Raw genomic sequence first — 26,542 nt, 5'->3', positions numbered from 1 at the left:
GACGGCCGGTGGCATCAGCGCCCGGGTTCCACGACCGCGGCACCGACCGGCCGTCACCCGCCTGCGGTGCCCTGCGTCGAGGACAGCCGGGCGAGCGCGTCGGCCGCTTCCTCCACCGTGTCGACGAGGGCGATGCGCGCTTCCATAGGCCGGCCCGCCGCGAGGGACCGGAGCAGTGGCCAGGCGGGCAGTTCCCGTGTCCAGTGGTCCCGGCCGACCAGCACCATCGGCGACGGCTCGCCGCGTGAGCCGTAGTAGTTCGGGGTGGTGCTGTCGAAGATCTCCTGGACGGTGCCGGCCGCGCCCGGCAGGAAGATCACGCCCGCGGTCGAGCGCGCCAGCAGCCCGTCCTCGCGCAGGGCGTTGGCGAAGTACTTGGCGATGCTGCCGGCGAACGGGTTCGGCGGCTCGTGGCCGTAGAACCAGGTGGGGATCGACACGGACCGGCCACCGTCCGGCCAGCGCTCCCGTACGGCGAACGCCGCCAGCGCCCAGTCGGTGACCGACGGGGTGAAGGAGGGGACCTCGCCCAGGAGTTCACAGGCCTTGTCCAGCATCGCGTCGGGGTGCGGGGCCGCGTACGCGCCGAGGTTCGCCGCCTCCATCGCGCCCGGGCCGCCGCCGGTGGCCACCGTCAGGCCGCTGCGGGCCAGGGTCCTGCCGAGACGGGCCGCCGCCGCGTACTGGCTGCTGCCCCGGGGTGTCGCGTGGCCGCCCATCACGCCGACCACCCGCGCCCCGACGAGGAGTTCTTCCAACGCGTCGGAGATCGCGTCGTCGTGCAGCGCGCGCAGCATCGAGGCGAAGGCGTCGCCGTCCGAGCGGGTGCGGCAGAACCAGCGGTACGCGCGGGCGTCGGGCGTCGCGTCGTAACCGCCTCGCGCCAGCCCGTCGTAGAGGGTGCCGGGGGAGTAGAGCAGGCCGCGGTAAGGATCGAAGGGGAGGCCGGGTATCGGCGGGAAGACGAACGCGCCGTCCGCCCGCACCTTCTCGGCCGCCGCGGGTTCCATCCGGCAGCCGAGGAACACGGCGCCGGACGTGTCCGCGGCCAGCAGCGCCGTGCTGCGGTCCGTCAGGTCGACGGACTGGACGCGGCTGCCCGCCAGTGAGCCGGCGGCGACCGCCGCGTCGAATTCGGCGAGTGACTCGATCTCGGGGCCGGGTGCGGGCATGCTGACCTCTGGGCTCTCCACGCCCTCATGCTACGGACCGGCCGGGAGCTGCCCCGGCCGGAGTCCGTTCAGGCGGTCAGCGGCAGCGCGGCCAGCTCGGCGATCGCCCAGGTCAGCGGGGCGAAGACGAGCAGCAGTGCGGCCGCGCGCAGCGCCGTCGCCGCGCGCAGCGCCGAGGCCGGTGCGCCGAGCCGCAGCAGTGCCCTGGCGGTCTCGGCACGGGCCTGCTTCGCCTCCAGCGCCGAGGTCAGCAGTGTCGCGGTCGTGCAGCCGATGACGAGCACGGCGCCGAGCGCGGTGAGCGGGCCGAAGGGACGCGGCCCCGTCCCGTACAACGCGAACGCGGCGACGACCGCGGAGACGACGGCGCAGACGACTCCCAGCGGCCGGCCGATGCGGCGCGCCTCGTTCATGAGGACCCGGCCCGCCAGCAGGCGTACGGCTCCGGGACGCGCCGCCTGGAGCAGGCGCCCGCACAGGTAGGTCAGTCCCGGGCCGGCCGTGGCCAGACCGATCGCCGTCAGAGTCCATCCGACGAGCACCCACGCCGGTGTGGAGTCGAGCTTTCCCGGGAGCGGGAAGGGGCTGCCGGCCGCGCCGCGGTTCGCGTACGCCTCGACGGCGAGTCCGGCCGCGGTCAGCGCCACGCCCCACGGCAGCCCGGCCGGTGGTGCCGCCGGGGCCGGGGTCTCCTCCTCCGGGAGCAGGCCCTCGGACTCCTCCGCGGCCGCGGCCCGCACCGGACTGGTCCGCAGGGCCAGGGCACTCGCCGTCGCGGCGGCCAGGGGCACCAGCGTCAGCAGGAGGAGGACGGCCGCCAGGGGCAGCGGCGCGTCGGCGCCGAGCAGGCGGGCCGCGGCGCCGTCGAACGGCAGGCCGGACAGGTCACCGCGCAGGTGGAGGAAGAAGAGCAGCGCCACCATCGAGCCGAGGGTGCAGGAGACGGCGGTGGAGACCGCGGCGAGCACGCTGAGCCGGACCGGTCCGAGGCCGACGGCGGACAGTCCGGCGCGCGGGCGGGTGCTCGGGTCCGTACGCGCCACCGCGACCGCGAACTGCACCGTCGCGGCCAGCGGTACGAAACACCACAGCAGCCGCAGTACGGAACCGGCGGAGTGCGCCGGGTGCCCGGATGCGTAGCCGAGCGTGCACAGCAGGAGGAAGCCGACCCCCGCGGAGGCGGCCGCGACGAGCAGCCGCCGCATCAGGACCAGTGGGTGGGAACCGCGGGCTAGACGGAGAGCGAGCACGCCGCGCGGCCCTCCGTATCGGCCTCGGCGGGCAGGGCGACCGTGGCGACCCGGCGTCCGTCCAGCAGCGGCACCACGCGGTCGGCGAGGGCGGCGATCTCCGCGTCGTGCGTGGCGAGGACCACCGTGATGCCGTGCGAGCGGGCCGCGCTCGTCAGGGTGCGCAGCACATGCGCGCGGTCGGTGCGGTGGAGCGTCGCGGTCGGCTCGTCGGCGAAGATCACCGCGGGGGCGGCGGCCAGCGCGCGGGCCACGGCGATCCGCTGCCGCTGGCTCTGCTGGAGGGTGTGCGGCCGCTTGCGAGCGCACATGCCGATGTCGAGGCGCTCCAGCCACTCCATGGCGGCCTTTTTGGCCTCCCGGTGCGAGCAGCCGCGGAGCAGCAGTGGCAGGGCGGTGTTCTCCCAGGTGGTCAGTTCCGGGACGAGCTGGGGTTCGGGGGCGATCCAGCCGAACTTGTCGCGGCGCAGCCGTTCACGCAGTCGCGGGCCCATGGTGTGGACGGGGACGCTGTTGAACCACACCTCGCCCTGCTGGGGCACGAGCTGACCGGAGAGGCAGTGCAGCAGCGTCGTCTTGCCGCTGCCGCGCGGGCCGGTCACCGCGAGGATCTCGCCGTCGCGGATCCCCAGGGAGACCCCGCCGAGCGCGGGTGAGCCGTTGTGGGAGTGCTGCAGGGAACGCGCCCAGATCACGTCGTTGTCCGGCGGGGCCACCATGGCGTACACCTCGGTTCAGATCAGATATCCCGTTCCCCCGTACGGGGGAACGAAGGCGGGGCCGATCGGTCACTCGGCACCGTAAGGATTCGGATCGCGGTGTGCGCACAGCACGCGGCCCGGGTGCGCTTCTTCCCACTCGAATGGGCGCATCCGGGCCGCGTGGGCCGTATGAAATGACCGCTGGAGGGCCGTCGCGGGACGGTCAAGCGGCGGTCAAGCCGGTGTCGGCCGTTGGGCCGTTCGGCCGCGTGCCGAGGTCCGGTCCGGACCGGACCGGACCTAGAGCTTCGTCCACGCCTCCGTCAGGACGGACCGCAGGATGCCCTCGATCTCGTCGAACGTGGACTGGTCGGAGATCAGCGGCGGGGCGAGCTGGACGACCGGGTCGCCCCGGTCGTCGGCCCGGCAGTACAGGCCGTTGTCGTACAGCGCCTTGGAGAGGAAGCCGTACAGGACGCGCTCGGTCTCCTCGTCGTTGAACGTCTCCTTGGTGGCCTTGTCCTTCACCAGCTCGATGCCGTAGAAGAAGCCGTTGCCGCGGACGTCGCCGACGATCGGCAGGTCGTGCAGCTTCTGCAGCGTGGTGAGGAAGGCGTTCTCGTTGTCGAGGACGTGCTGGTTGAGGCCCTCGCGCTCGAAGATGTCGAGGTTGGCGAGGCCGACCGCCGCGGACACCGGGTGGCCGCCGAAGGTGTAGCCGTGCAGGAAGGTGTTGTCGCCCTCGTAGAACGGCTCGGCGAGCTTGTCCGAGATGATGCAGGCACCGATCGGCGAGTAGCCCGAGGTCATGCCCTTGGCGCAGGTGATCATGTCCGGGACGTAGCCGAACTTGTCGCAGGCGAACATCGTGCCGAGGCGGCCGAAGGCGCAGATGACCTCGTCGGAGACGAGCAGCACGTCGTACTTGTCGCAGATCTCGCGGACGCGCTGGAAGTAGCCGGGCGGGGGCGGGAAGCAGCCTCCCGCGTTCTGCACGGGCTCCAGAAAGACGGCCGCGACGGTGTCCGCGCCCTCGAAGAGGATCTCCTGCTCGATCTGGTCGGCGGCCCAGCGGCCGAAGGCCTCCGGGTCGTCGCCGAAGAGCGGGGCGCGGTAGATGTTGGTGTTCGGCACCTTGTGCGCGCCGGGGACCAGCGGCTCGAAGGGGGCCTTGAGGGCCGGCAGGCCGGTGATGGACAGGGCGCCCTGCGGGGTGCCGTGATAGGCGACCGCACGCGAGATGACCTTGTACTTGGTCGGCTTGCCCTTGAGCTTGAAGTACTGCTTGGCCAGCTTCCAGGCGGTCTCGACGGCCTCGCCGCCACCGGTGGTGAAGAAGACCTTGTTCAGGTCGCCCGGGGCGTGGTGCGCGAGGCGCTCGGCCAGCTCGACGGCCTTCGGGTGGGCGTAGGACCACACCGGGAAGAAGGCCAGCTCCTGCGCCTGCTTGTACGCGGCCTCGGCGAGCTCGTGACGGCCGTGGCCGGCGTTGACCACGAACAGGCCGGACAGCCCGTCGAGGTAGCGCTTGCCCTTGTCGTCGAAGATGTAGGTGCCCTCGCCACGCACGATGGTGGGAACGCTTGCGTTCTCGTAGTCCGACATGCGGGTGAAGTGCATCCACAGGTGGTCGTACGCGGTCCGGCTGAGGTCCTTGCTCACGGCTATCGGGTTCCCCACATATAGGTCTGCTTCTTGAGCTTGAGGTAGACGAAGCTCTCGGTGGAGCGCACACCGGGAATGGCCCGGATGCGTTTGTTGATCGTCTCCAGCAGGTGGTCGTCGTCCTCGCAGACGATCTCCACCATCAGGTCGAAGGAGCCCGCGGTCATCACCACGTACTCGCATTCGGTCATGGCCGACAGGGCTTCGGCGACGGGGTCGAGGTCGCCCTCGACGTTGATCCCCACCATCGCCTGCCGCCGGAACCCCACGGTGAGCGGGTCGGTGACGGCGACGATCTGCATCACGCCCTGGTCGAGCAGCTTCTGGACGCGCTGCCGTACGGCCGCCTCGGAGAGGCCCACGGCCTTGCCGATCGCGGCGTACGGGCGACGCCCGTCCTCCTGGAGCTGCTCGATGATTGCGAGGGACACGGCATCGACCGCTGGGGACGATCCGTTCCCGGTCCTGGAGTCTGCGCTGCGACTGGCCACAGCCCCACTCTGCACCGCGACTCGTCTGTCTCGCAACCCTCGATCGATGAAATTCGTTGTGAAGGGGCCCTGATCTCACTGAATCCGAAGTTCACGGCAGGTGGGTATGTCGAAACCGTTACCCATGCGGCTAGGCTGGGCGTCTCACCCATTGGACGTGTCGACAGGAGGGGTGGTTGTGACCACCGAGGTGCGCCGTCTGCGCAACTACATCAATGGCGAGTTCCGGGACGCCGCCGACGGGCGGACCATCGATGTGGTCAACCCGGTGACGGAGGAGGTCTACGCGACCTCCCCGCTGTCCGGCGAGGCCGACGTCGATGCCGCCATGGACGCCGCCGCTGCCGCCTTCCCCGCGTGGCGCGACGCCACGCCCGCCGAGCGTCAGCGTGCCCTGCTGAAGATCGCGGACGCCTTCGAGGAGCGCGCCGAGGACCTTATCGCGGCCGAGTCCGAGAACACCGGCAAGCCGATCGGGCTGACCCGCACCGAAGAGATCCCGCCGATGGTGGACCAGATCCGCTTCTTCGCGGGCGCCGCCCGGCTGCTGGAGGGCCGCTCGGCCGGCGAGTACATGGAGGGCCTGACCTCCATCGTCCGCCGCGAGCCGGTCGGTGTCTGTGCGCAGGTCGCGCCGTGGAACTACCCGATGATGATGGCCGTGTGGAAGTTCGCTCCGGCGCTCGCCGCGGGCAACACCGTCGTCATCAAGCCGTCCGACACCACTCCGGCGTCGACCGTGCTGATCGCCGAGATCATCGGGCAGATCCTGCCGAAGGGCGTCTTCAACGTCGTCTGCGGCGACCGCGACACCGGTCGCGCGATGGTCGAGCACCGGACCCCGGCCATGGCCTCCATCACCGGTTCGGTCCGGGCCGGCATGCAGGTCGCCGAGTCCGCAGCCAAGGACGTCAAGCGGGTCCACCTGGAGCTCGGCGGCAAGGCCCCCGTCGTCGTCTTCGAGGACACCGACATCGCCAAGGCGGTGGAGGACATCTCGGTCGCGGGCTACTTCAACGCCGGCCAGGACTGCACGGCCGCGACCCGTGTTCTCGTCCACGAGTCGATCCACGACGAGTTCGTCACCGCGCTGGCCAAGGCCGCCGCCGACACGAAGACCGGGCAGCCGGACGACGAGGACGTGCTCTACGGCCCGCTCAACAACGCCAACCAGCTCGCCCAGGTCAGCGGGTTCATCGAGCGGCTCCCCGCGCACGCCAAGGTCGAGGCCGGTGGCCACCGGGTGGGCGAGAAGGGCTACTTCTACGCCCCGACGGTCGTCTCCGGGCTCAAGCAGGACGACGAGATCATCCAGCACGAGGTCTTCGGCCCGGTCATCACCGTCCAGTCGTTCACGGACGAGGCCCAGGCCCTGGAGTGGGCGAACGGCGTCGAGTACGCGCTGGCCTCCTCCGTCTGGACCAAGGACCACGCCCGCGCCATGCGGATGTCCAAGAACCTCGACTTCGGCTGCGTGTGGATCAACACCCACATCCCGCTCGTCGCCGAGATGCCGCACGGCGGGTTCAAGAAGTCCGGCTACGGCAAGGACCTCTCCGCCTACGGCTTCGAGGACTACACCCGCATCAAGCACGTCATGACCTCCCTCGACGGCTGACCGTCGCGGCAGTCGGTACGGGTACGGCCCCGGGCGCACTGTGCGAGTGCCCGGGGCCGTACCCGTTTCCGTGGACCACCCCCTCGACAGGGTGTGCGTGCGGGACGGGTACCGCTGGACGGTTGGTCCATTGCCCGCGACGCCGGCCGACCGGCATTCTGCGCGGGTGCGAGCGATCCCGAACCACCTCATGTCCCGCCGGTCCCTGCTCCGCGCCTTCGGGGCGGGAGCGGCCGGCGTCACGTCGGCAGGCTGCGGCGTCCCCGCCGCCTATGTGGAGCCGGGTGACCGTGCCGGACGCGACGACTCCGCCGGCGACCACACCCTGCACTTCGCCAACTGGCCCCTCTACATCGACACCGACGACGAGGACGAGTCGAAGCGGCCCACCCTCGACGCGTTCAGCGAGCGGACCGGGATCTCCGTGACGTACACCGAGGAGATCAACGACAACGACGAGTTCTTCGGGAAGATCAGCCCCGCCCTGATGAACCACCAGCAGACCGGCCGCGACCTGATCGTCATCAGCGACTGGATGGCCGCGCGCTTCGTCCGGCTGGGCTGGGTCCAGGAGATGGACCGGGCGAAGCAGCCCAACGTGACGAAGTACCTCGACCCGCAGCTCCGCTCGCCCGCCTTCGACGAGGGCCGGACCCACAGCGTCCCCTGGCAGTCCGGCATCACCGGCATCGCGTACAACCGCGAGCGGCTCGGCCGGGAGATCAGGCACACGAGCGACCTGTGGGCCCCCGACCTGCGCGGCAAGGTCACCCTCCTGTCCGGGCTCGACGAGTCCTTCGCCCTGCTGATGCAGGGCAACGGTGTCGACATCACCCGCTGGAGGAGCGACGACTTCCACGACATCTGCGACCAGGTGGAGAAGCTCGTGAAGAGCAAGCACATCCGCCGCTTCACCGGGAACGACTACATCAAGGACCTCTCCACCGGAGACGTACTCGCCTGCCAGGCCTACTCCGGCGACGTCATCCAGCTCCAGGCGGACAACCCCGACATCGAGTTCGTGGTGCCCGAGGAGGGGGCCGAGCTCTGGGCGGAATCACTCATGATCCCCAACCTCGCCCGCCACAAGCGCAATGCGGAGAAGCTCATCGACCACTACTACGAGCCCGAGGTGGCCGCCGAGCTGGCCACCTGGGTCAACTACGTCTGCCCCGTCCCCGCCGCCAGGGACGTCCTGGCCTCCTCCAAGGACGAGGAAACCGCCGCGCTGGCCGAGGACCCGCTGATCTTCCCCGACGGTGACATGCGCGAACGGCTGGCGATCGCCCGCGACATCACCTCGGAGGAGCGGGCCGAATTCGCCAAGAAGTGGAACTCCATCGTCGGCTTGTGAAGCCCTGTCACGGGTGGCGTAGAGGGCCGGTATGCGGGCGTACGCCACCGTCCCGCGGACACCGGAGCCGGCGCCCGACGGAGCGGCCGCCCCGGCGGCCTGAATCACCCGGCAGAGGGGGCGCCGAACGCGGCCACCACGATGTTCTGCGCGGTGGGATTCATGCCGTCCCCCTTCGCGTCCGTCGCGTTGACGCTGTAGACGAGGGTCCGGGAGAGGTCACGGGTGGCCGCGATGGCGGTGTTGTATCCCCAGCGTCCGCCCGTCTTGCCCCAGACCTGGCGCCCGCCCAGGGTCATCACGGAGAGACCCGCGCCGAACGCGGCGGGCTTGCCCGTGCCGTACTCCCGCACCGAGGCGTCGGGCAGGGTGAACATCTCCTCCAGCAGCGGTCCGCGCACGACCTGCCCGCCGAACAGCGCCCGGGTGAACCGCTCCAGATCGGCCGTGGTCGAGATCAGGTCCCCCGCCGCCCAGGCGTCGCTCGCACCCCACACCGTCACATCGCGCAGCTCGCCCTCCGTGCCGAAGACCTGGTAGCCGTGGTTGTGCCGTCCGCGTATCGACGGATCGGTGCCGGGGAAGTAGGTGTCGTTCAGGCGCAGCGGCTCAAGGACGCGGCGCGAGACCTGGGAGGCGTACGTGTCACCGGTGACCCGCTCGATCAGCAGGCCCGCCACGGTGGAGCCGATGTTGGCGTAGTGCTGCTGGGTGCCGGGCGCGAAGTCCGGCCGGTGCGCGGTGGCTTCGCGCACCACGTCCGCCGGGTCGATCAGGTCGAAGCGGTGCGCGTACCAGTCCTCCAGCGTGTCGCCGTTGCCCGGGTCCACGGACGGGATGCCGCTGGTGTGGTTCAACAGCTGGCGCACCGTGACCTTCCCGTACGTCGCCGGGATCAGGTCGGGCAGATAGTGCCGGGCCGGCCGGTCCAGGCCGACCCTGCCCTCGCTCGCCAACTGGAGCACCACGGCCGCCGTGAAGACCTTGGTGACCGAACCGACCCGGAAGCGCCCGGCCGGGTCCGCCGGCCGGGCGGAAGCCAGGTCGTGGACGCCGGAGCTGCCCCGCCAGACACCCGCCGTGCCCGATACGCGCACCAGTGCGGCCGTGGCGTCGTCCTTCGGCAGCCCGCGGATCGCGGCGCGCAGCGCAGCCGCGTCGGATGCCCCGACGGCCGGTGACCGCGGTGCGGCTTGGCGCGCCGCCGGTGCGGCGGCCGCAGCCAGGGCCGGTGAGGCGGGGCCCGCGGCGATGCCGAGGAGCAGGGCGGCCGCGATGACGGTGCGGGACGTACGGGCGTTCATGTCCGGTGCCTCCTGGGCGTGGAATCGGGTGGAGTTCCCAACTGCTGATGGGATCCATCCTGTTGATTCACGCCTCCGGGCGGATCACCCGTCCGAGGGTTTCCTCGGGGGAGGCTTCCTCCCCTGCGCGGGGGAGGAAGCGGCCGGTCCTCCCTCCGGGGAGGGAGAGACGACACCGCTCTCGTACGCGCAGATCACCGCCTGGATCCGGTCGCGCAGGCCCAGCTTGGACAGCACATTGCCGACATGCGTCTTCACCGTGTGCTCGCTGACGACCAGCGCGGCCGCGATCTCCGCGTTCGACAGCCCGCGCGCCAGGTGGAGCAGCGTCTCGTGTTCCCGCGCGGTCAGCACGTCCAGGCGCGCCGACGGCTCCACGGCCGCGGCGGGCGGACGCGAGGTGTACGCGGCGATCAGCCGGCGGGCCACCGACGGCGCCAGCAGCGAGTCCCCGGCCGCCACCACCCGTACCGCGTGCACCAGGTCGTCGCGGCGGACGTCCTTGAGCAGGAAACCGCTCGCACCCGCGTGCAACGCCTCGTAGACGTACTCGTCCGAGTCGAACGTGGTCAGCATGACCGTCCGGCAGGCGCTCCCGGCCGTGATGGCGCGGCACGCCTCGATGCCGTCCATGCCGGGCATCCGGATGTCGAGCAGCGCCACCTCGGGAGCCAGCCGCCGCACCGCTTCGACCGCCGAAGCGCCGTCGCCGGCCTCGGCCACCACCTCGATGCCGGGCTGCGCGTCAAGGATCATCGCGAAGCCGCTGCGCACCAGTTCCTGGTCGTCCGCCACCACCACGCGGATCGTCACCGCCCCACCCCTGTCGGTCGTCCCGGTACGGTCTCCGGCCGCGGGTGCGGAATCGTCACCCCGACTTGGAAGCCCCTGCCGTCCGGGCCGGGACCGGTGCGGGCCGTGCCCCCGTGCGCGGCGGCGCGCTCCCGGATGCCGGTGAGTCCCAGCCCCGATCCGCCGCCGGGGCCGCGTCCGTCGTCGGTGACCGTGAGGGTCAGCGCGTCGGGGCCGTGCTCCAGCCGCACCCGGACCGAGGCCGCGTCCGCATGTCTGACCACGTTCGTCAGGGCTTCCTGCACGATCCGGTAGAGCGTGGCCTCGACCGCCAGGCCGGGCGGCCTGGCATCGCCCGTGACCTCGTACGAGACCGCCGGACCGCCCGCCCGGACCCGCTCCACCAGACCGGGCAGCCCGTCCAGCGCGGGCTGCGGCTCGCGCGGGGCGTCCGGCGCGCCCTCGTCCTCACGGAGCAGGCCGAGCATCCGGCGTAACTGCACCATCGCGTCCCGGCCCGTCTCCGAGATCGCGTCGAAGGCCGCCTCGGCCCGCTCCGGCGCCGTCCGCACCGCCACCGGGCCGGCCTCCGCCTGCACGATCATCAGGCTCACCGCATGGGACAGGATGTCGTGCATCTCCCGGGCGATCCGGGCCCGTTCGCGGGCGGCGGCCTGCTCGGCCTCGATGCGGTGCGTCAGCTCCAGCTGACGCGCCCGGTCCTCCACGGCCCGCAGATAGGCCTTGCGCGTCACGGCGAGCCGGCCGAAGGCGTAGGCCGCGGCGAACACGAAGAGGGAGAACAGGAGCTCCCGCAGGGCGTTGCCGTCGAGACCGACCGAGGCCAGCACCGCCAGTGCGGTGAGCGCCGCGATCCCGATCCGCTTCGGCGGCGAGGAGAGTTCGGCCACCGTGTAGAACGCCACGAGACCGGTGTACGGCAGCGGCTGGCCCGGACCGTCGACGGCGAACTTGTACAGCCCGCCGGCCACGAGCACGGCAAGGAGGACCGCGACCGGCGCCCGGCGGCGGGCCACCAACGGCACCACCGTCAGGGTGGTCAGGCCGTACGCCGTCCACGTCGCCTCCGGCAGTTCCGGGGCGCGCGGAACGACGAACGGCATCGTCATGGCGGTCAGGACCAGCAGCGCGATGAGCAGGTCGACGGTGCGTGGCCCGGCCCCGAGCGCTTTCGCCGTGAGGTCACGCAGACGCATCAGGGCTTCCGTGCCACAGCGCCGAACTGGGCGACCTCGGCGCCGGCCGGGCCGGAGCCCGGGCGCCAGCGCGCGCACGAGACGATGCCCGGATCGACGATGTCCAGCCCGTCCAGGAACGCGGCGAACTCGAACCGGCCGCGTGCGGTGATCGGAGGCGTGGCGTTCTCGTTCCAGAACCGCATCGCGGCCTCGTTGCCCTCGCCGCCCAGCTCCAGCGTGGGGTGCGTGAGGACCAGATAGCTGCCGGACGGCACCGCGTCCATCAGCTGCCGGACGATCCGCAGCGCCTCGTCCGTGTCCAGGACGAAGTTCAGGATGCCCAGCAGCATGACCGCCACCGGGCGCTCCAGGTCGAGCGTGGGCTGAGCGGCCCGCAGGATCCGGTCCGGGTGCCGGGCGTCCGCGTCGATGTACTCGGTCGCGCCCTCCGGCGAGCTGGTGAGGAGCGAACGGGCGTGGGCGAGGACGATCGGGTCGTTGTCGACGTAGACGACGCGGGCGTCGGGCGCGGTGTGCTGGGCCACCTCGTGGGTGTTGTCCGCCGTCGGCAGGCCGGTGCCTATGTCCAGGAACTGGCCGATGCCCGCGTCCCCGGCCAGGTACCGGACCGCCCGCCCGAGGAACGCCCGGTCCGCCCGCGCCACTTCGCCGATGCTCGGATACATGCCGGTGACCCGGTCACCTACGGCCCGGTCCACCGGGAAGTGGTCCTTGCCGCCGAGCCAGTAGTTCCAGACCCGGGCGTTGTGGGCGACGTCGGAACGGACGCGGGCGGGAAGCGGATTGCTGCGGGGGGCGGTCACTGCTGACTCCTTGGCGCCGGCCTGGCATCGGGACGATGAGGTCCCGTACATGATGCCGGAACGGTCAAGAACCCTCGTCGCTCGTCGAGTTGAGAATCATCCTGTGCAGGACGTCGATCCGGTTCGTGGTGATGGAGTCCACGCCCTGCCGGATCAGGCGGCGCATGGTGCGGCCGGTGTCCGCCGTCCACGCCGACACCAGCAGCCCGTCCCGGTGGTTGCGGTCCGTCAGCTCCGGGCTCACCAGACCGAAGCGGTAGTTCAGCCAGCGCGGCCGCACCGCGTCCAGCAGCGCCGCGCGGGGCGGCGCGAGCGTCGTCCAGGTCATCGCGATCTCGGCGGAGGGGTCGGCGGCCCGCACCCGCAGCATCGCCTCGGGGCCCGCGCAGTAGTAGGAGCGCTCGCCGGCCCCGCACTCACGGACCACGCCGACGGTCGCTCGTACGGATGCGTCGGTGGAGCCGGGCAGGTCGAGCATGAGGCGGTGCGCCCCGGCGGCGAGCAGGGCCTCGCGCAGGGTCGGCACCGCGCCGGCGGTCAGCTCGGTCAGCTCGTGATGGGTGAGCCGGTCCAGTCGCACGTCATGACCCCACAGCCGCTCCAGCGTGGCGTCGTGCAGCAGGACCGGCACACCGTCGCGGGTGATCCGGACGTCGACCTCGACCGCGTCCGCCCCCCGCTGGAGGGCGGAGCGGATCGAGGCGAGCGTGTTCTCACGGACCCGGTAGGGATCGCCGCGGTGCGCGACGGCGGTGACGGGGGCAACGGGGGTGACAGGGGTGGCCATGGGGACATTGTCACCACCGAGAGCTCACCGACCGGTGTGCTCCAGCCAGTCCGTCGTGTACGTGTCGATCTCGGCGGACAGCGTGCGCTTGCCGGCCGCGTCGAGGAAGGACGCCTCGACGGCGTTCTTCGCGAGCGCGGCGAGGCCCCGCTCGTCGAGCCCCAGGAGACGGGCCGCCACCGCGTACTCGCTGTTGAGGTCGGTACCGAACATGGGCGGGTCGTCGCTGTTGATGGTGACCAGGACGCCGGCCTCCACCATCTCCCTGACCGGGTGCTGCTCGATGTCCGCGACCGCCCGGGTCGCGATGTTGGAGGTGGGGCACACCTCCAGCGCGATGCGGTGCTCGGCGAGATGGGCCAGCAGCTTCGGGTCGCGCACCGAACTGGTGCCGTGGCCGATGCGCTCGGCGCGCAGCGAGGTCAGCGCGTCCCAGACGGTCTGCGGCCCCGTGGTCTCCCCGGCGTGCGGGACGGAGTGCAGGCCCTCGGCGATCGCCCGGTCGAAGTAGGGCTTGAACTGGGGCCGGTCCACGCCGATCTCGGGGCCGCCGAGACCGAAGGAGACGAGCCCCTCGGGCCGCAGGTCCACGGCGAGGCGGGTGGTCTCCTCCGCGGCCTCCAGGCCGGCCTCGCCGGGAATGTCGAAGCACCAGCGCAGTACGACCCCGAGCTCGGACTCGGCGGCCTTGCGGGCGTCCTCGATGGCTTCCATGAAGGCCTGCTCGGGAATGCCGCGGCGGGTGGAGGAGAAGGGGGTGACGGTCAGCTCCGCGTAGCGGATGTTCTGCCTCGCCATGTCACGCGCGACCTCGAACGTCAGCAGCCGGACGTCCTCCGGGGTGCGGATCAGGTCCACGACCGAGAGGTACACCTCGATGAAGTGGCCGAAGTCGGTGAAGGAGAAGTAGTCGGCCAACGCCTCGGCGGCGGTGGGGACCTTGGAGTCGGGGTGGTGCGCGGCCAGTTCGGCGACGATGCGGGGCGAGGCCGAGCCGACGTGGTGGACGTGGAGCTCGGCCTTGGGCAGCCCCGCGATGAAGGGGTGCAGATCGGTCATCGGATCCTCCGGGGGCAGGGGGTGGTGCGAGACCCGGTACGTCGGGGGACCGGGCAGGGGACGGGAGTCATCGTAGGACGGGGGCGGCCCGTAGCATGACGGGCATCACGATGGGGGAGGCCCATGTCAGACAGCTCAGAACGGCCCGCGGACGGGTCCGTGCCGCGCGATCCGTGGGCTCCGCCGGACAACAGAGTGCCGTTGGAGAAGAACACCGGGGGACCCGGCGCCCCGTCGGACGCCGTACCAGGGGAGCCCCGCCCGCCGGCCGTGCACGACCAGCGGACGGTCACCTCAGTGCCGAACGCCGGAACGGGTCCGATCCCCGCGGCCGGCTTCGGCCCGCCCGGTCAGGGGCAGCCGCCGACGGGCCCCGGCCCCTGGCAGGACCCGGGGGCGGTGCCGCCACCGCCGGTCGGGCCGAACGGTCCCGGGCACGCGGAGCCGCCGCCCGTGGGGCAGTACGGCTACCCGGCTCCCCCGCAGCCGCAGTACGGCTACCCGGCCCAGCCGGGCCCGCAGTACGGCGGCTACCCGGGATACCCCGGGTACGGCCAGAACGCCTGGGGCGGGCCCGGCCCCGCGAACGGGATGGGCATCGCCTCCCTGGTGCTCGGCATCATCTCGGTGGCCGGTTTCTGCATGTACGGCCTCGGCATCATCCTCGGGGTGCTCGCGCTGATCTTCGGTCTGATAGGCCGGGGTCGGGTCACCAAGGGTGAGGCCAACAACGGCGGGGTGGCGCTGGCCGGGATCATCCTCGGCTCGATCGGCATCGTCGTCAGCGCGGCATTCCTGGGGTTCTTCATCTGGGCCGTCACCAACGACGACTTCGACTCGGACTCCGACAGCGGTTCGATCTACGAGTCGACGTCGCTGGTCGTCGAGGTGACGCACCCGTAGGACTCGAAGGCCGGGAGCCGTTCGGCCCCGGACGTCGACCGGCGCCGTGCGCGCGAAACGGCCCGTGGGGCGATGGGAACCCTCCCACCGCCCCACGGGCCGTTTCATATCCTGTCCGTCCCGCCCTGTCCCCGAGCTCCGCCCTCGCCGTCCCGCAGCGCGGCCCGCGCCTCCATCAGCGCGAACCCCAGCAGATTCAGACCCCGCCACGTCGCCGGATCCTGCGCCCGCGGATCGTCCGCCGCGAGTCCGATCCCCCAGATCCGGTCCATGGGGCTCGCCTCCACCAGCACCCGGTCGCCCGTGCCCCGCAGGAAATCGCACAGCTCCGGGTCCTGGCCGAACTTGTGGACGCTGCCCGCGACCACCAGCCCGTACCGCTCCCGCTCCCAGACGGCCGCGTCGAAATCGCGGACCAGGCGGCCCACCTTCTTCGCCTCGGCCGGGCTCTTCGCCGCCACCGCCTGCTCCGCGGCCTCCGCGTCACCGAACAGCCTCGCCTTGCCGGCCATCATCCAGTGCTCGGCCGACGCATAGGTCACCCCGTCGACCGTGAACGGTGACGGCCACCACTGACTGAGGCAGCTCGCACCGATCCGGCCGTCCGGGCGCGGCCGGTGCCCCCAGAACAGCAGGTACTTCACCCTGTCGCCCGCGCCGGCCCGCGCCACGAGAGCGTCGACGTCCCGGACATCCCCGATGTGTTCCATGACACGCGAGTCTGGCATCCGCCACTGACACTCCGTACGGGGTAGCCCTTCTCGACACGACACATGGTCGACAGATTCCGTCGCGTAACCAAAAGGCAACAACGGAATCACTTGTTGGGCTCGGTCCCCTCTGTCAGGATCGGCACTCAACTCGGGCAGAAGCTACGCCGCCCCCGGTCTGCGGGACGGTGGCGGAGGAGAACGTGATGGGCAACGACTTCCAGGTGCAGGACCGTTTCGCGGACGGCGCGCAGTACATCGGCGGAAGGCTGCGGTCCGGCACCTCGGGACGCAGGCAGGAGGTGGTGAATCCGGCCACCGGTGACACCGTCTACACCTACGAACTGGCAGGGACCGCCGACGTGGACGCGGCCGTCGCCGCGGCGCGCGAGGCGTTCCCCGGCTGGTCCGGAGCCACCCCGGCCGAGCGGTCCGAGGCCATGCACCGCTTCGCCGCCGTCCTCGCCGGGCAGGCGGACGACTTCGCGTACGCGGAGTCCCTCCAGTGCGGGAAGCCGGTCAAGCTCTCCACCGGGTTCGACGTCCCCGGCACGGTCGACAACACCTCCTTCTTCGCCGGCGCCGCCCGTCACCTGGAGGGGAAGTCCGCCGCCGAGTACGACGGCGACCACACCTCGTACGTGCGGCGTGAGGCGATCGGGGTCATCGGCTCCATCGCCCCCTGGAACTACCCGCTCCAGATGGCCGCCTGGAAGGTCCTCCCGGCCATCGCCGCCGGCAACACCATCGTGCTCAAGCCCGCCGAGATCACCCCGCTGACCTCGCTGATGTTCGCCCAGGCGGCCACCGAGGCCGGCATCCCGGACGGCGTGATCAACATCGTCACCGGCGCCGGCAGGGACGCGGGTGAACACCTCGTCGGCCACCCCGATGTGGTGATGACCTCGTTCACCGGCTCCACCGCGGTCGGCAAGCGCGTCGCGGAGATCGCCACCTCCACCGTCAAGCGCCTCCACCTCGAACTCGGCGGCAAGGCCCCGTTCGTGGTCTTCGACGACGCCGACCTGGAGGCCGCGGTCAACGGAGCCGTCGCCGGATCCCTCATCAACACCGGCCAGGACTGCACGGCGGCCACCCGCGCCTACGTCCAGCGCCCGCTCTACGACGCCTTCGTCCAGGGCGTCGCCGCGCTGATGGAGACCGTCCGCCTCGGCGACCCGTTCGACCCGAAGACCGACCTCGGCCCGCTGATCAGCCACGCCCAGCGCGACCGGGTCGCCGGCTTCGTCGAGCGCGCCCGCGCCTACGCCACCGTCGTCACCGGCGGCGAGGCCCCCGGCGGTGAACTGGAGGCCGGCGCCTACTACCGGCCGACCCTGGTCGCGGGTGCCGCGCAGGACAGCGAGATCGTCCAGTCCGAGATCTTCGGACCGGTCCTGGTCGTGCTCCCCTTCGACACCGACGACGAGGGCATCGCGCTGGCCAACGACACCCCTTACGGACTCGCCGCCTCCGCCTGGAGCCGCGATCTGTACCGCGCGAACCGCGCCACCCGCGAGATCAAGGCGGGCTGTGTGTGGATCAACGACCACATTCCGATCATCAGCGAGATGCCCCACGGCGGATACAAGGCCAGCGGCTTCGGCAAGGACATGTCGTCGTACTCCTTCGAGGAGTACACGCAGGTCAAGCACGTGATGTACGACAACACCGCGGTCGCCCGGAAGGACTGGCACCGCACGATCTTCGGGGACCGATAACCCGGCCGGCCGGTCCGGCCGCACACCCACCCGAAAGGGCAACGCGTATGGAGAGTTACGAGCCCGAGCGTCTCTCGGCGGCCCAGCTGGCCGCGATGCGCCGGAGTCTGGCCAACGGCAGGGGAGCCCTCACCCGCCGATCGCTGCTGCGCGCCTCAGGCATGGGCGCGCTCGCGATCGGCGGTCTGGGGACGCTGAGCGCGTGCGGCATCCCCGCCGCCAAACGCGAGGGCGACGCGGCGACGGCCTCGGACGACCACTCGGCCAAGGAGAAGCAGGTCAACTTCTCCAACTGGACCGAGTACATGGACGTCAGCGAGGACGAGAAGCACCGGCCCACCCTGGAAGCGTTCACCGAGCGCACCGGGATCAAGGTCAAGTACACCGAGGACATCAACGACAACGTCGAGTTCTTCGGGAAGATCAAGCCGCAGCTCGCGGCCGGCCAGGACACCGGCCGCGACCTGATCATCGTCACCGACTGGCTGGCCGCCCGCATCATCCGGCTCGGCTGGGCCCAGAAGCTCGACCCGGCGAACCTGCCGCACGCCTTCGCCAACCTCTCGCCCCAGTTCCGCACCCCGGACTGGGACCCGGGCCGCGCCTACTCCTACCCCTGGACCGGCATCCCGACCGTCATCGCGTACAACGCGAAGGCGACCGGCGGCCGCAAGGTCGACTCCGTGACGCAGCTGCTCGACGACCCCAAGCTCAAGGGCCGGGTCGGCTTCCTCTCCGAGATGCGCGACTCCGTCGGCATGACCCTGCTCGACATGGGCAAGGACCCCGGGAAGTTCACCGACGCCGACTACGACGCCGCGATAGGCCGGATGCAGAAGGGCGTCGACAAGAACCAGATACGCCGCTTCACCGGCAACGACTACACGGCGGACCTCGACAAGGGCGACATCGCCGCCTGCGTCGCCTGGGCCGGAGACATCATCCAGCTCCAGGCCGGCAACCCGGACATCAAGTTCGCCATCCCGGCCGCCGGATACATCACCTCCAGCGACAACATGCTCATCCCGGCCGGGGCACGGCACAAGACCAACGCAGAGAAGCTCATGGACTACTACTACGAGCCCCCGGTCGCCGCCCAGCTCGCCGCGTACATCAACTACGTCTGCCCGGTCGACGGGGTCCGTGACGAACTCGCCGGGATCGACGAGGCGATGGCCGACAACACGCTGATCCTTCCGGACAAGGCGATGGCCGCGAAGTCGCACGCCTTCCGCTCCCTGACCGCCGGGGAAGAGACGGCGTACGAGGAGAAGTTCGCCAAGCTCATCGGCGCCTGACGCAGCACTTCTCCTCCCTCGATGACTCCCCTGATCTCCCTCTGACACCACTGGGACTGCGATCCATGACACAGCAGCAGACAGGCGGCGACGTCCGCCTCACCGGGATCAGCAAGACGTACGGCTCCTTCGCCGCCGTCCGGCCGCTCGACCTGACCGTCCCGCAGGGTTCCTTCTTCGCGCTGCTCGGCGCGTCCGGCTGCGGAAAGACCACCACCCTGCGGATGATCGCGGGCCTGGAGGAGGCCACCACCGGCACCATCTCGCTCGGCGGCCGGGACATCACCGGACTCCCTCCCTACAAGCGGCCCGTCAACACGGTCTTCCAGAGCTACGCGCTGTTCCCGCACCTCGACATCACGGAGAACGTCGCCTTCGGACTGCGGCGGCGCGGCATCAAGTCGGTCAAGAAGCAGGTCGACGACATGCTGGAGCTCGTCCAGCTCGGCGACTTCGCGAAGCGCAAGCCCCATCAGCTCTCCGGGGGCCAGCAACAGCGCGTCGCTGTCGCCCGCGCCCTGATCAACCACCCGCAGGTGCTGCTGCTCGACGAACCGCTCGGCGCTCTCGACCTCAAGCTGCGCCGCCAGATGCAGCTCGAACTCAAGCGCATCCAGACCGAGGTCGGCATCACGTTCATCCACGTCACCCACGACCAGGAGGAGGCCATGACCATGGCCGACACCGTCGCGGTGATGAACGCGGGCCGGGTCGAGCAGCTCGGCGACCCCGCCGATCTCTACGAGAACCCGCGGACGACGTTCGTCGCCAACTTCCTCGGCACCTCGAACCTCATCGAGGGCGAAGTCGTCTCCGCCGGCACGGACATCGTCGTAGCGGCCGGTGGCGGGAAGCTGCGACTGCCCGCCGACCGGTGTCCGTCACCGACCGCGAACGGCGGCAGGCTGCTGCTGGGCATCCGCCCGGAGAAGATATCCCTGGCGCACCGCGACGACTCCGACGCGATAGCGGAGGGCCGTAACCGGGTCACCGGCCGGATCGTCGGCTCCAGCTTCATCGGGGTGTCCACGCAGTACGTGGTGGAGAGTCCGGCCGGCAAGTCCCTCCAGGTCTACGAGCAGAACATCGAGAGAGACACCCGGCTCACTACCGGTGCCGAGGTCGTCCTGCACTGGAATCCGGCGCACACCTTCGGCCTCGACGCCGCTCAGGACATCGACGCCGGTGTGGAGACGGTGGAGGACGCGGCGTGAGCCTCACCAAGGAGGCGCCACCGGCCCCCGCCACCGAGCCGGAAGTGCGCAAGCCCTCCACCCGCAGGCGCCTCGTCCCGTACTGGCTGCTGCTTCCCGGCATCCTGTGGCTCGTCGTCTTCTTCGCACTGCCGCTGGTGTACCAGGCCTCGACCTCCGTACAGACGGGATCCCTGGAGAAGGGATTCGAGGTCACCTGGCACTTCCGGACGTACTGGGACGCGCTGACCGACTACTACCCGCAGTTCATCCGGTCCCTGCTGTACGCGGGCACCGCGACGGTCCTGTGCCTGCTCCTCGGCTACCCGCTCGCCTACCTCATCGCCTTCAAGGCGGGCCGCTGGCGCAACCTGGTGCTGGTCCTGGTCATCGCCCCGTTCTTCACCAGCTTCCTGATCCGTACGCTCGCCTGGAAGACGATCCTCGCGGACGGCGGCGCGGTCGTCGACGTTCTGAACACGCTGCACGTCCTGGACGTCACCAGCTGGCTCGGCTGGACCGAGGACAACCGTGTGCTGGCCACCCCGATGGCCGTCGTCTGCGGACTCACGTACAACTTCCTGCCGTTCATGATCCTTCCGCTGTACACCTCGCTGGAGCGGATCGACGGCCGGCTGCACGAGGCCGCGGGGGACCTGTACGCCACCCCCGCCACCACCTTCCGCAAGGTGACGTTCCCGCTCTCCATGCCGGGTGTCGTCTCCGGGACGCTGCTGACCTTCATCCCGGCCAGCGGTGACTACGTCAACGCGGAACTGCTGGGCTCCACCGACACCAAGATGGTCGGCAGCGTCATCCAGAGCCAGTTCCTGCGCGTCCTCGACTATCCGACGGCGGCCGCGCTCTCCTTCATCCTCATGGCGGTCGTCCTGATCGCGGTCACGTTCTACATCCGCCGCTCCGGGACGGAGGACCTGGTCTGATGCCCATACTGCGCAGGCTGCGACGCCATCTGATCGTCATCGCGGGTCTGCTGACCCTCGCCTACATGATCCTGCCGAACATCGTCGTGATGGTGTTCTCCTTCAACAAGCCCAACGGGCGCTTCAACTACTCCTGGCAGCGCTTCTCGACAGACGCCTGGAAGGACCCGTGCGGCGTCGCCGACATGTGCGGCTCGCTCTCGCTCTCGCTCCAGATCGCGCTCTGGGCCACGGTCGGCGCGACCGTGCTCGGCACGATGATCGCGTTCGCCCTGGTCCGCTACCGCTTCAGGGCGCGCGGCGCGATCAACTCGCTGATCTTCCTGCCGATGGCGATGCCCGAGGTCGTCATGGCCGCCTCGCTGCTCACGCTGTTCCTCAACATGGGCGCGCGGCTCGGCTTCTGGACGATCCTCATCGCGCACATCATGTTCTGCCTCAGCTTCGTCGTGACGGCCGTCAAGGCGCGCGTCATGTCGATGGACCCGAAGCTGGAGGAGGCGGCCCGCGATCTCTACGCGGGGCCCGTCCAGACCTTCGTACGGGTGACGCTGCCGATCGCCGCCCCCGGAATCGCCGCGGGAGCACTGCTCGCCTTCGCGCTCTCCTTCGACGATTTCATCATCACCAATTTCAACGCGGGCTCCACGGTCACCTTCCCCATGTTCGTCTGGGGCTCGGCGCAGCGCGGCACGCCCGTACAGATCAACGTCATCGGTACGGCGATGTTCGTCATCGCGGTACTGGTGGTCCTCGCCGGCCAGCTGATCGCGAACCGGCGGAAGAACGCACGACCCTGAAAGTCCCGAAGGAGTTGGAAACCATGGCCCCAGCCGCCATGCGTACTGCCGCACGCTCACTCGCCGACGCGAAGCCGGTGTCGTTCTGGCTGGACGACCCCGGCAGGCCCGAGGCACTTCCCGCGCTCACCGGCGACGAGCACTGCGATCTGCTCGTCATCGGCGGCGGCTACAGCGGACTGTGGACCGCGCTGCTCGCCAAGGAGCGCGAACCGGAACGTGATGTCGTACTGATCGAGGGGCGCGAGACGGGCTGGGCCGCCTCGGGCCGCAACGGCGGGTTCTGTGCGGCCTCCCTCACTCACGGACTGCCCAACGGGCTGGAGCGCTGGCCCGACGAGATCGGGACGCTGGAGGAGCTGGGCGCGCGCAACCTCGACGCCATCGAGGAGGCCGTGGCCCGCTACTCCATCGACTGCGAGTTCGAGCGCACCGGCGAGATCGATGTCGCCACCCAGCCCCACCAGCTCGAAGAGCTGCGGGAGTGGCAGCAGGAGGCCGAACAGCACGGCTTCGGCGGGGTGGAGTTCCTCGACCGCGACGCCCTGCGCGCAGAAGTCGACTCACCGACATTCCTCGGCGGGCTGTGGGACCGGCGAGGCGTCGCGATGCTGCATCCGGCCAAGCTGGTCTGGGGCCTGAAGCAGGCATGTCTGGACCTCGGCGTGCGGATGTACGAACACACCCGCGGGCTGGAACTGGCCAGAACCGGAACCGGAATGGCGGTCCGCACCCCGTACGGAAGGATCCTCGCCCGCCGCGTCGCCCTCGGTACGAACATCTTCCCCTCGCTCGTGAAGCGGGTCCGCCCGTACACCGTCCCGGTCTACGACTACGCGCTGATGACCGAGCCGCTGACCGAGGACCAGCTCGCCGCCATCGGCTGGAAGAACCGGCAGGGCCTCGGGGACAGCGCCAATCAGTTCCACTACTTCCGGCTTTCCGCGGACAACCGGATTCTGTGGGGCGGATACGACGCGATCTATCCCTACGGAGGGCGGCTCAGCGCCGAACTCGACCAGCGGCCCGAGACGTTCCTGAAGCTCGCCGGGCAGTTCTTCGCGTGCTTCCCGCAATTGGCGGGCGTGCGTTTCAGTCATGCCTGGGGCGGCGCCATCGACACCTGTTCCCGCTTTTCCGCGTTCTTCGGTACGGCCCATCAGGGCCGGGTCGCCTACGCCGCCGGTTTCACCGGGCTCGGCGTCGGGGCCACCCGGTTCGGTGCCGATGTCATGCTCGACCTCCTCGGGGGCGCGGCGACGGAGCGGACCGCCCTGGAGATGGTGCGGACCAAGCCGATGCCGTTCCCGCCGGAGCCCCTCGCATGGGCCGGCATCGAGCTGACGAAGCGGTCGCTGGCCAGGGCGGACGACAACGGCGGCCACCGCAACCTGTGGCTGCGGACGATGGACCGCGTGGGCCTCGGGTTCGACAGCTGAGCGGCGTGACCCAGCTCACTACCGATGGGTAGCAGACCCGCGTAATGGATCGGCCCCACCGCTCTCTCTCCTGTGAACGCACCGGCGACTCCCGCTGGTGCACCACGGTAGGGAGGCCGTCCATGACCGGCTCGGAGGTCGAGGCAGCAGTCGAGTGGCTCGCGGCGGTGGCGCCGGATCCCGGCGCCTGCCGGCGGGGGTGGGAGCGCGATCCGCGGGGGATCGCGCTCCTGCCGGCCGGCAGGCGATGGGACGTGCTGATCCTCCCGGGGGAGCTGGGCTATCCGACGCTCGACGTGCTCACCCGGCTCATCGACCGGCCGGGACCGGTCCTGACCGATTTCGGCGACGCCCGCATGGGCTTCTTCGTGCCGCCGGGCACGGTCGCCCGCTGGGTGGGCACGGGGGTCCGGGGCGCGGGCCGGGGCACCTGGATCGTCGTCCCGCACCCGGGGCGGGCCGTTGTCGGCAGGGTGCGCTGGCTGATTCCGCCGGACGGTTCCGGCACGCTCACCGACGCCACGCTGCTGGAACTGGCGATGCACGAGGCCGCGGCGGCAGGCCGGGAACAGGGAGGTGGGCGCCAGAGGTCTTGACAACCTGATTGGTCTGGACCATGTTGTGCGCCACCATCAATTCCCCCCTGCACGGAGGCCGTTGTGGAACGCACGGGACCCCCCGCCCGCATGACCGGACTTCTGGCCGCCTTCTCGGCCGCCCTGCTCGCCGCCGGCGGCCTGGCCGCCACGGCGCCGAGTGCCGCCGCGGCCGACGCCGATCTGGCACGCAACGGCACCTTCGAGGCCGGCCTGACCGGCTGGAACTGTACGGCCGGCAGCGGCGTCGCCGTCAGCACGCCCGTGCACGGCGGCACCTCGGCGCTGAAGGCGACCCCGGCCGGCAGCGACAACGCCAAGTGCTCCCAGACCGTGACGGTCAAGCCCGGCTCCACGTACACGCTGAGCGCCTGGGTGCAGGGCAGTTACGTCTACCTCGGCGCGGAGGACACCGGCACGACGGACGTGTCCACCTGGACGCAGTCCGCCGGGGCCTGGCAGAAGCTCACCACCACCTTCAAAACGGGCGCGTCGACCACCTCGGTCAAGGTCTACACCCACGGCTGGTACGGAACCCCCGCGTACTACGCCGACGACCTCACCCTCGTCGGCCCCGGCGGCGACCCGGTCGTCCTCCCGGCGGCCCCCGCGGGCCTCAGGGCCGGCACGCCCACCTCGTCCTCGGTCCCGCTGTCCTGGACCGCCGCCACGGGCGCCACCGGCTACAACGTCTACCGGGGCGGTACGAAGGTCCTCTCCGTCACCGGTACCTCGGCGACCGTGACGGGCCTGACCGCCTCGACCGCGTACAGCTTCCAGGTCACCGCCACCAACGAGGCCGGTGAGTCCGCGAAGTCCGCCGCGGTCCCGGCCACCACCACGGCGGGTGGCGGCTCGGGCGGCGGCGGGGACCTGCCGGCCCACGCGCTCGTCGGCTACCTGCACTCCAGCTTCGCCAACGGCTCCGGCTACACCCGGATGTCGGACGTGCCGGACTCCTGGGACGTCATCGACCTGGCCTTCGGCGAGCCGACCTCCGTCACCTCCGGTGACATCCGCTTCTCGCTCTGCCCGGTCGCCGAATGCCCGAACGTCGAGTCCGTGGCCGAGTTCAAGGCGGCCATCAAGGCCAAGCAGGCCGCGGGCAAGAAGGTGCTGATCTCCATCGGCGGCCAGAACGGCCAGGTGCAGCTCGCCACCACGGCAGCCCGTGACACCTTCGTCTCCTCGGTCAGCAAGATCATCGACGAGTACGGTCTTGACGGCCTGGACATCGACTTCGAGGGCCACTCCCTCTCGCTGAACACCGGCGACACCGACTTCCGCAGCCCCACCACACCCGTCGTCGTCAACCTGATCTCCGCGGTGAAGTCCCTCAAGGCCAAGTACGGCGAGAAGTTCGTCCTCACCATGGCCCCCGAGACCTTCTTCGTGCAGCTCGGCTACCAGTACTACGGCTCCGGGCCGTGGGGCGGCCAGGACCCGCGCGCCGGTGCCTATCTGCCGGTGATCCACGCACTGCGCGACGACCTCACGCTGCTGCACGTCCAGGACTACAACTCGGGCTCCATCATGGGACTGGACAACCAGTACCACTCCATGGGCGGCGCCGACTTCCACATCGCGATGACCGACATGCTGCTCACCGGCTTCCCGGTGGCGGGCGACCAGACCAAGATCTTCCCCGGTCTCCGCCCCGAGCAGGTCGCGATCGGCCTTCCGGCCTCCACCCAGGCCGGCAACGGACACACCTCGCCCGCCGAGGTCACCAAGGCGCTGAACTGCCTGACGAAGAAGAGCGACTGCGGCTCGTACGCCACGCACGGCACCTGGTCGGGGCTGCGCGGGCTGATGACGTGGTCCGTCAACTGGGACCGCTTCAACAACTGGGAGTTCTCGAAGAACTTCGACGCCTACTTCGGTGGCTGAGAGCCCGTAGCCGTCCGCCGCCCACTTCGGCGGCCGGGCACCCGCAGCGCCACCAGCAGCACTCCGCACAGCCACCAGCTGCCCGCCACGTCGAGGGGCCAGTGGTAGCCGCGGAGCACCAGACCGATGCCCGTCGCCACCGTCATCAGGACGGCGGCGACGGGCATCATCCATGCGCGCCGTACGTACGGGGAGAGCAGGAGGGCGGCCGCGCCGTACGCCAGGGCGGCCGTCGCGGCATGGCCCGACGGGTAGTAGCCGGTGGCGTCGGTCAGCGGCCCCGGGCGGGCGATCCAGTCCTTGAGCGGGACGACGAGCAGCGGCACCGCCGCCATGGCCAGGACGGCGGCGAGGGGAGCCCGTCGCTCACCGCGCAGCAGGGACCAGACGATCGCGCAGCCGAGGACCGGGAGGGCGACCTGCGTGTTGCCGAGATCGGCGAGGAGTTCGGTGAGCCGCTCCGGGCCGTGTCCGACGAGGGCCCGGCCGGTGCGCTCGTCCAGGCGGCGCAGCGGACCCTCGGCCGCGATCTGCCAGGTGGTGAGCGCGAACAGGGCCGTCAGAGCCGACACCACGGAGAGGAAAAGGGCCGTCCGGCCCGGAACAGGGGGGGTTGTTCCGGGCCGGACGGTGGGACCGGTGTGCCGCGCGCCCCGGGGGGTGTGGGGCGGGCGGCCATCCGATCGGTGAGGAGTTCCGGAGCCGGAGGCCCCAGTGGTGTGCGCGAAGGCACAACCAGGACGGCGCTGGGGAAGCTCCGGCCCGGCGTCGCCCGCAGTCCCCTGCGGGCGGGGTGTTTCTCTCATCTGCGCAAACCGTACGTCAGGCGATG

The 26,542-nt window shown here is 70.6% G+C and carries 24 protein-coding genes; 11 read left to right on the top strand and 13 right to left on the bottom strand.

The annotated features are described in order from the left end of the window. Positions 1 to 53: 53 nt before the first annotated feature. The 5 genes from ACFYPA_RS07825 to ACFYPA_RS07805 all read right to left on the bottom strand — a co-directional run bounded on the left by ACFYPA_RS07825 (position 54) and on the right by ACFYPA_RS07805 (position 5,279). Positions 54 to 1,172, bottom strand: a complete 1,119-nt coding sequence (locus ACFYPA_RS07825) for a Rossmann fold nucleotide-binding protein (RefSeq protein WP_359077831.1) — start codon at positions 1,170 to 1,172, stop codon at positions 54 to 56. 68 nt (positions 1,173 to 1,240) lie between these two features. After that, complete coding sequence (locus ACFYPA_RS07820; protein ID WP_359077636.1) at positions 1,241 to 2,422, bottom strand: hypothetical protein; 1,182 nt, start codon at positions 2,420 to 2,422, stop codon at positions 1,241 to 1,243. Further along, positions 2,404 to 3,141 (bottom strand): ATP-binding cassette domain-containing protein, encoded by a 738-nt coding sequence (locus ACFYPA_RS07815; RefSeq protein WP_359077638.1) that lies wholly within the window; start codon positions 3,139 to 3,141, stop codon positions 2,404 to 2,406. Before ACFYPA_RS07815 ends, ACFYPA_RS07820 begins: the two co-directional genes overlap by 19 nt. A 282-nt stretch (positions 3,142 to 3,423) precedes the next feature. After that, positions 3,424 to 4,803 carry an aspartate aminotransferase family protein gene (locus ACFYPA_RS07810; RefSeq protein ID WP_359077640.1) on the bottom strand — a complete coding sequence of 460 codons (1,380 nt, stop codon included), beginning with the start codon at positions 4,801 to 4,803 and terminating at the stop codon, positions 3,424 to 3,426. Beyond that, positions 4,788 to 5,279 carry an Lrp/AsnC family transcriptional regulator gene (locus ACFYPA_RS07805; protein WP_326739069.1) on the bottom strand — a complete coding sequence of 164 codons (492 nt, stop codon included), beginning with the start codon at positions 5,277 to 5,279 and terminating at the stop codon, positions 4,788 to 4,790. The genes ACFYPA_RS07810 and ACFYPA_RS07805 overlap by 16 nt, the downstream gene beginning before the upstream one ends. A 178-nt stretch (positions 5,280 to 5,457) precedes the next feature. On the opposite strand from ACFYPA_RS07805, the gene ACFYPA_RS07800 reads away from it, so the two are divergent. Further along, positions 5,458 to 6,897: a gamma-aminobutyraldehyde dehydrogenase gene (locus ACFYPA_RS07800; protein WP_359317142.1), complete on the top strand. Its 1,440-nt coding sequence runs from the start codon at positions 5,458 to 5,460 to the stop codon at positions 6,895 to 6,897. A 190-nt stretch (positions 6,898 to 7,087) separates the two neighbouring features. Beyond that, entirely contained in the window at positions 7,088 to 8,251 is a 1,164-nt protein-coding gene (locus tag ACFYPA_RS07795; RefSeq protein ID WP_359317251.1) for an extracellular solute-binding protein, read from the top strand. 104 nt (positions 8,252 to 8,355) lie between these two features. Here ACFYPA_RS07795 and ACFYPA_RS07790 read toward each other — a convergent pair whose 3' ends face one another. The 6 genes from ACFYPA_RS07790 to ACFYPA_RS07765 all read right to left on the bottom strand — a co-directional run bounded on the left by ACFYPA_RS07790 (position 8,356) and on the right by ACFYPA_RS07765 (position 14,216). Continuing rightward, entirely contained in the window at positions 8,356 to 9,555 is a 1,200-nt protein-coding gene (locus tag ACFYPA_RS07790; RefSeq protein ID WP_359317139.1) for a serine hydrolase domain-containing protein, read from the bottom strand. An 84-nt stretch (positions 9,556 to 9,639) separates the two neighbouring features. Next, a complete protein-coding gene (locus ACFYPA_RS07785) occupies positions 9,640 to 10,368 on the bottom strand; it encodes a response regulator transcription factor (protein ID WP_359077646.1) in 729 nt (242 codons plus the stop codon). After that, on the bottom strand, positions 10,365 to 11,564 hold the full coding sequence (locus ACFYPA_RS07780; RefSeq protein WP_359317136.1) for a histidine kinase: 1,200 nt from the start codon (positions 11,562 to 11,564) through the stop codon (positions 10,365 to 10,367). The genes ACFYPA_RS07785 and ACFYPA_RS07780 overlap by 4 nt, the downstream gene beginning before the upstream one ends. Further along, positions 11,564 to 12,370 (bottom strand): SAM-dependent methyltransferase, encoded by an 807-nt coding sequence (locus tag ACFYPA_RS07775; RefSeq protein ID WP_359077650.1) that lies wholly within the window; start codon positions 12,368 to 12,370, stop codon positions 11,564 to 11,566. The genes ACFYPA_RS07780 and ACFYPA_RS07775 overlap by 1 nt, the downstream gene beginning before the upstream one ends. Before the next feature lie 64 nt (positions 12,371 to 12,434). Then, the gene (locus ACFYPA_RS07770) at positions 12,435 to 13,157 is read right to left on the bottom strand and encodes a glycerophosphodiester phosphodiesterase (protein ID WP_359077652.1); all 723 of its coding nucleotides are present in this window, start codon (positions 13,155 to 13,157) and stop codon (positions 12,435 to 12,437) included. Positions 13,158 to 13,181: 24 nt separating this feature from the next. Continuing rightward, the gene (locus ACFYPA_RS07765; protein ID WP_359077654.1) at positions 13,182 to 14,216 is read right to left on the bottom strand and encodes an adenosine deaminase; all 1,035 of its coding nucleotides are present in this window, start codon (positions 14,214 to 14,216) and stop codon (positions 13,182 to 13,184) included. 123 nt (positions 14,217 to 14,339) lie between these two features. On the opposite strand from ACFYPA_RS07765, the gene ACFYPA_RS07760 reads away from it, so the two are divergent. Beyond that, positions 14,340 to 15,119: a DUF4190 domain-containing protein gene (locus ACFYPA_RS07760; RefSeq protein ID WP_389130500.1), complete on the top strand. Its 780-nt coding sequence runs from the start codon at positions 14,340 to 14,342 to the stop codon at positions 15,117 to 15,119. A gap of 104 nt (positions 15,120 to 15,223) precedes the next feature. On the opposite strand, the gene ACFYPA_RS07755 is transcribed toward ACFYPA_RS07760, so the two are convergent. Continuing rightward, positions 15,224 to 15,829 (bottom strand): NADAR family protein, encoded by a 606-nt coding sequence (locus tag ACFYPA_RS07755; protein WP_389130497.1) that lies wholly within the window; start codon positions 15,827 to 15,829, stop codon positions 15,224 to 15,226. 206 nt (positions 15,830 to 16,035) lie between these two features. Between ACFYPA_RS07755 and ACFYPA_RS07750 the strand changes: the two genes are divergently transcribed. The 8 genes from ACFYPA_RS07750 (at position 16,036) to ACFYPA_RS07715 (ending at position 25,710) form a co-directional block, all read left to right on the top strand. Then, positions 16,036 to 17,550, top strand: coding sequence for a gamma-aminobutyraldehyde dehydrogenase (locus ACFYPA_RS07750; protein WP_359077660.1), 1,515 nt, complete (start codon positions 16,036 to 16,038; stop codon positions 17,548 to 17,550). 47 nt (positions 17,551 to 17,597) lie between these two features. Then, positions 17,598 to 18,848 carry a spermidine/putrescine ABC transporter substrate-binding protein gene (locus tag ACFYPA_RS07745; protein ID WP_359317129.1) on the top strand — a complete coding sequence of 417 codons (1,251 nt, stop codon included), beginning with the start codon at positions 17,598 to 17,600 and terminating at the stop codon, positions 18,846 to 18,848. Positions 18,849 to 18,913: 65 nt separating this feature from the next. Further along, positions 18,914 to 20,062, top strand: coding sequence for an ABC transporter ATP-binding protein (locus ACFYPA_RS07740; RefSeq protein WP_359077663.1), 1,149 nt, complete (start codon positions 18,914 to 18,916; stop codon positions 20,060 to 20,062). Further along, positions 20,059 to 20,985 carry an ABC transporter permease gene (locus ACFYPA_RS07735; protein WP_359077665.1) on the top strand — a complete coding sequence of 309 codons (927 nt, stop codon included), beginning with the start codon at positions 20,059 to 20,061 and terminating at the stop codon, positions 20,983 to 20,985. The genes ACFYPA_RS07740 and ACFYPA_RS07735 overlap by 4 nt, the downstream gene beginning before the upstream one ends. Beyond that, the gene (locus ACFYPA_RS07730; RefSeq protein WP_389130493.1) at positions 20,985 to 21,785 is read left to right on the top strand and encodes an ABC transporter permease; all 801 of its coding nucleotides are present in this window, start codon (positions 20,985 to 20,987) and stop codon (positions 21,783 to 21,785) included. Before ACFYPA_RS07735 ends, ACFYPA_RS07730 begins: the two co-directional genes overlap by 1 nt. 23 nt (positions 21,786 to 21,808) lie before the next feature. Continuing rightward, positions 21,809 to 23,224, top strand: a complete 1,416-nt coding sequence (locus tag ACFYPA_RS07725; protein ID WP_359317123.1) for an FAD-dependent oxidoreductase — start codon at positions 21,809 to 21,811, stop codon at positions 23,222 to 23,224. A 122-nt stretch (positions 23,225 to 23,346) separates the two neighbouring features. Next, entirely contained in the window at positions 23,347 to 23,820 is a 474-nt protein-coding gene (locus ACFYPA_RS07720; protein ID WP_359077671.1) for a hypothetical protein, read from the top strand. 63 nt (positions 23,821 to 23,883) lie between these two features. Further along, a complete protein-coding gene (locus tag ACFYPA_RS07715) occupies positions 23,884 to 25,710 on the top strand; it encodes a chitinase (protein ID WP_389130490.1) in 1,827 nt (608 codons plus the stop codon). Here the strand turns inward: ACFYPA_RS07715 and ACFYPA_RS07710 are convergent. Beyond that, the gene (locus ACFYPA_RS07710) at positions 25,695 to 26,282 is read right to left on the bottom strand and encodes a phosphatase PAP2 family protein (protein ID WP_389130488.1); all 588 of its coding nucleotides are present in this window, start codon (positions 26,280 to 26,282) and stop codon (positions 25,695 to 25,697) included. The genes ACFYPA_RS07715 and ACFYPA_RS07710 overlap by 16 nt on opposite strands. Between the last annotated feature and the right edge of the window lie 260 nt (positions 26,283 to 26,542).

The sequence above is a fragment of the Streptomyces sp. NPDC005775 genome (assembly GCF_042871565.1).
Lineage (GTDB): Bacteria > Actinomycetota > Actinomycetes > Streptomycetales > Streptomycetaceae > Streptomyces.
The sequence above is the reverse complement of the archived record's forward strand: the minus strand, read 5'-3'. Positions and strand labels throughout refer to the sequence as shown.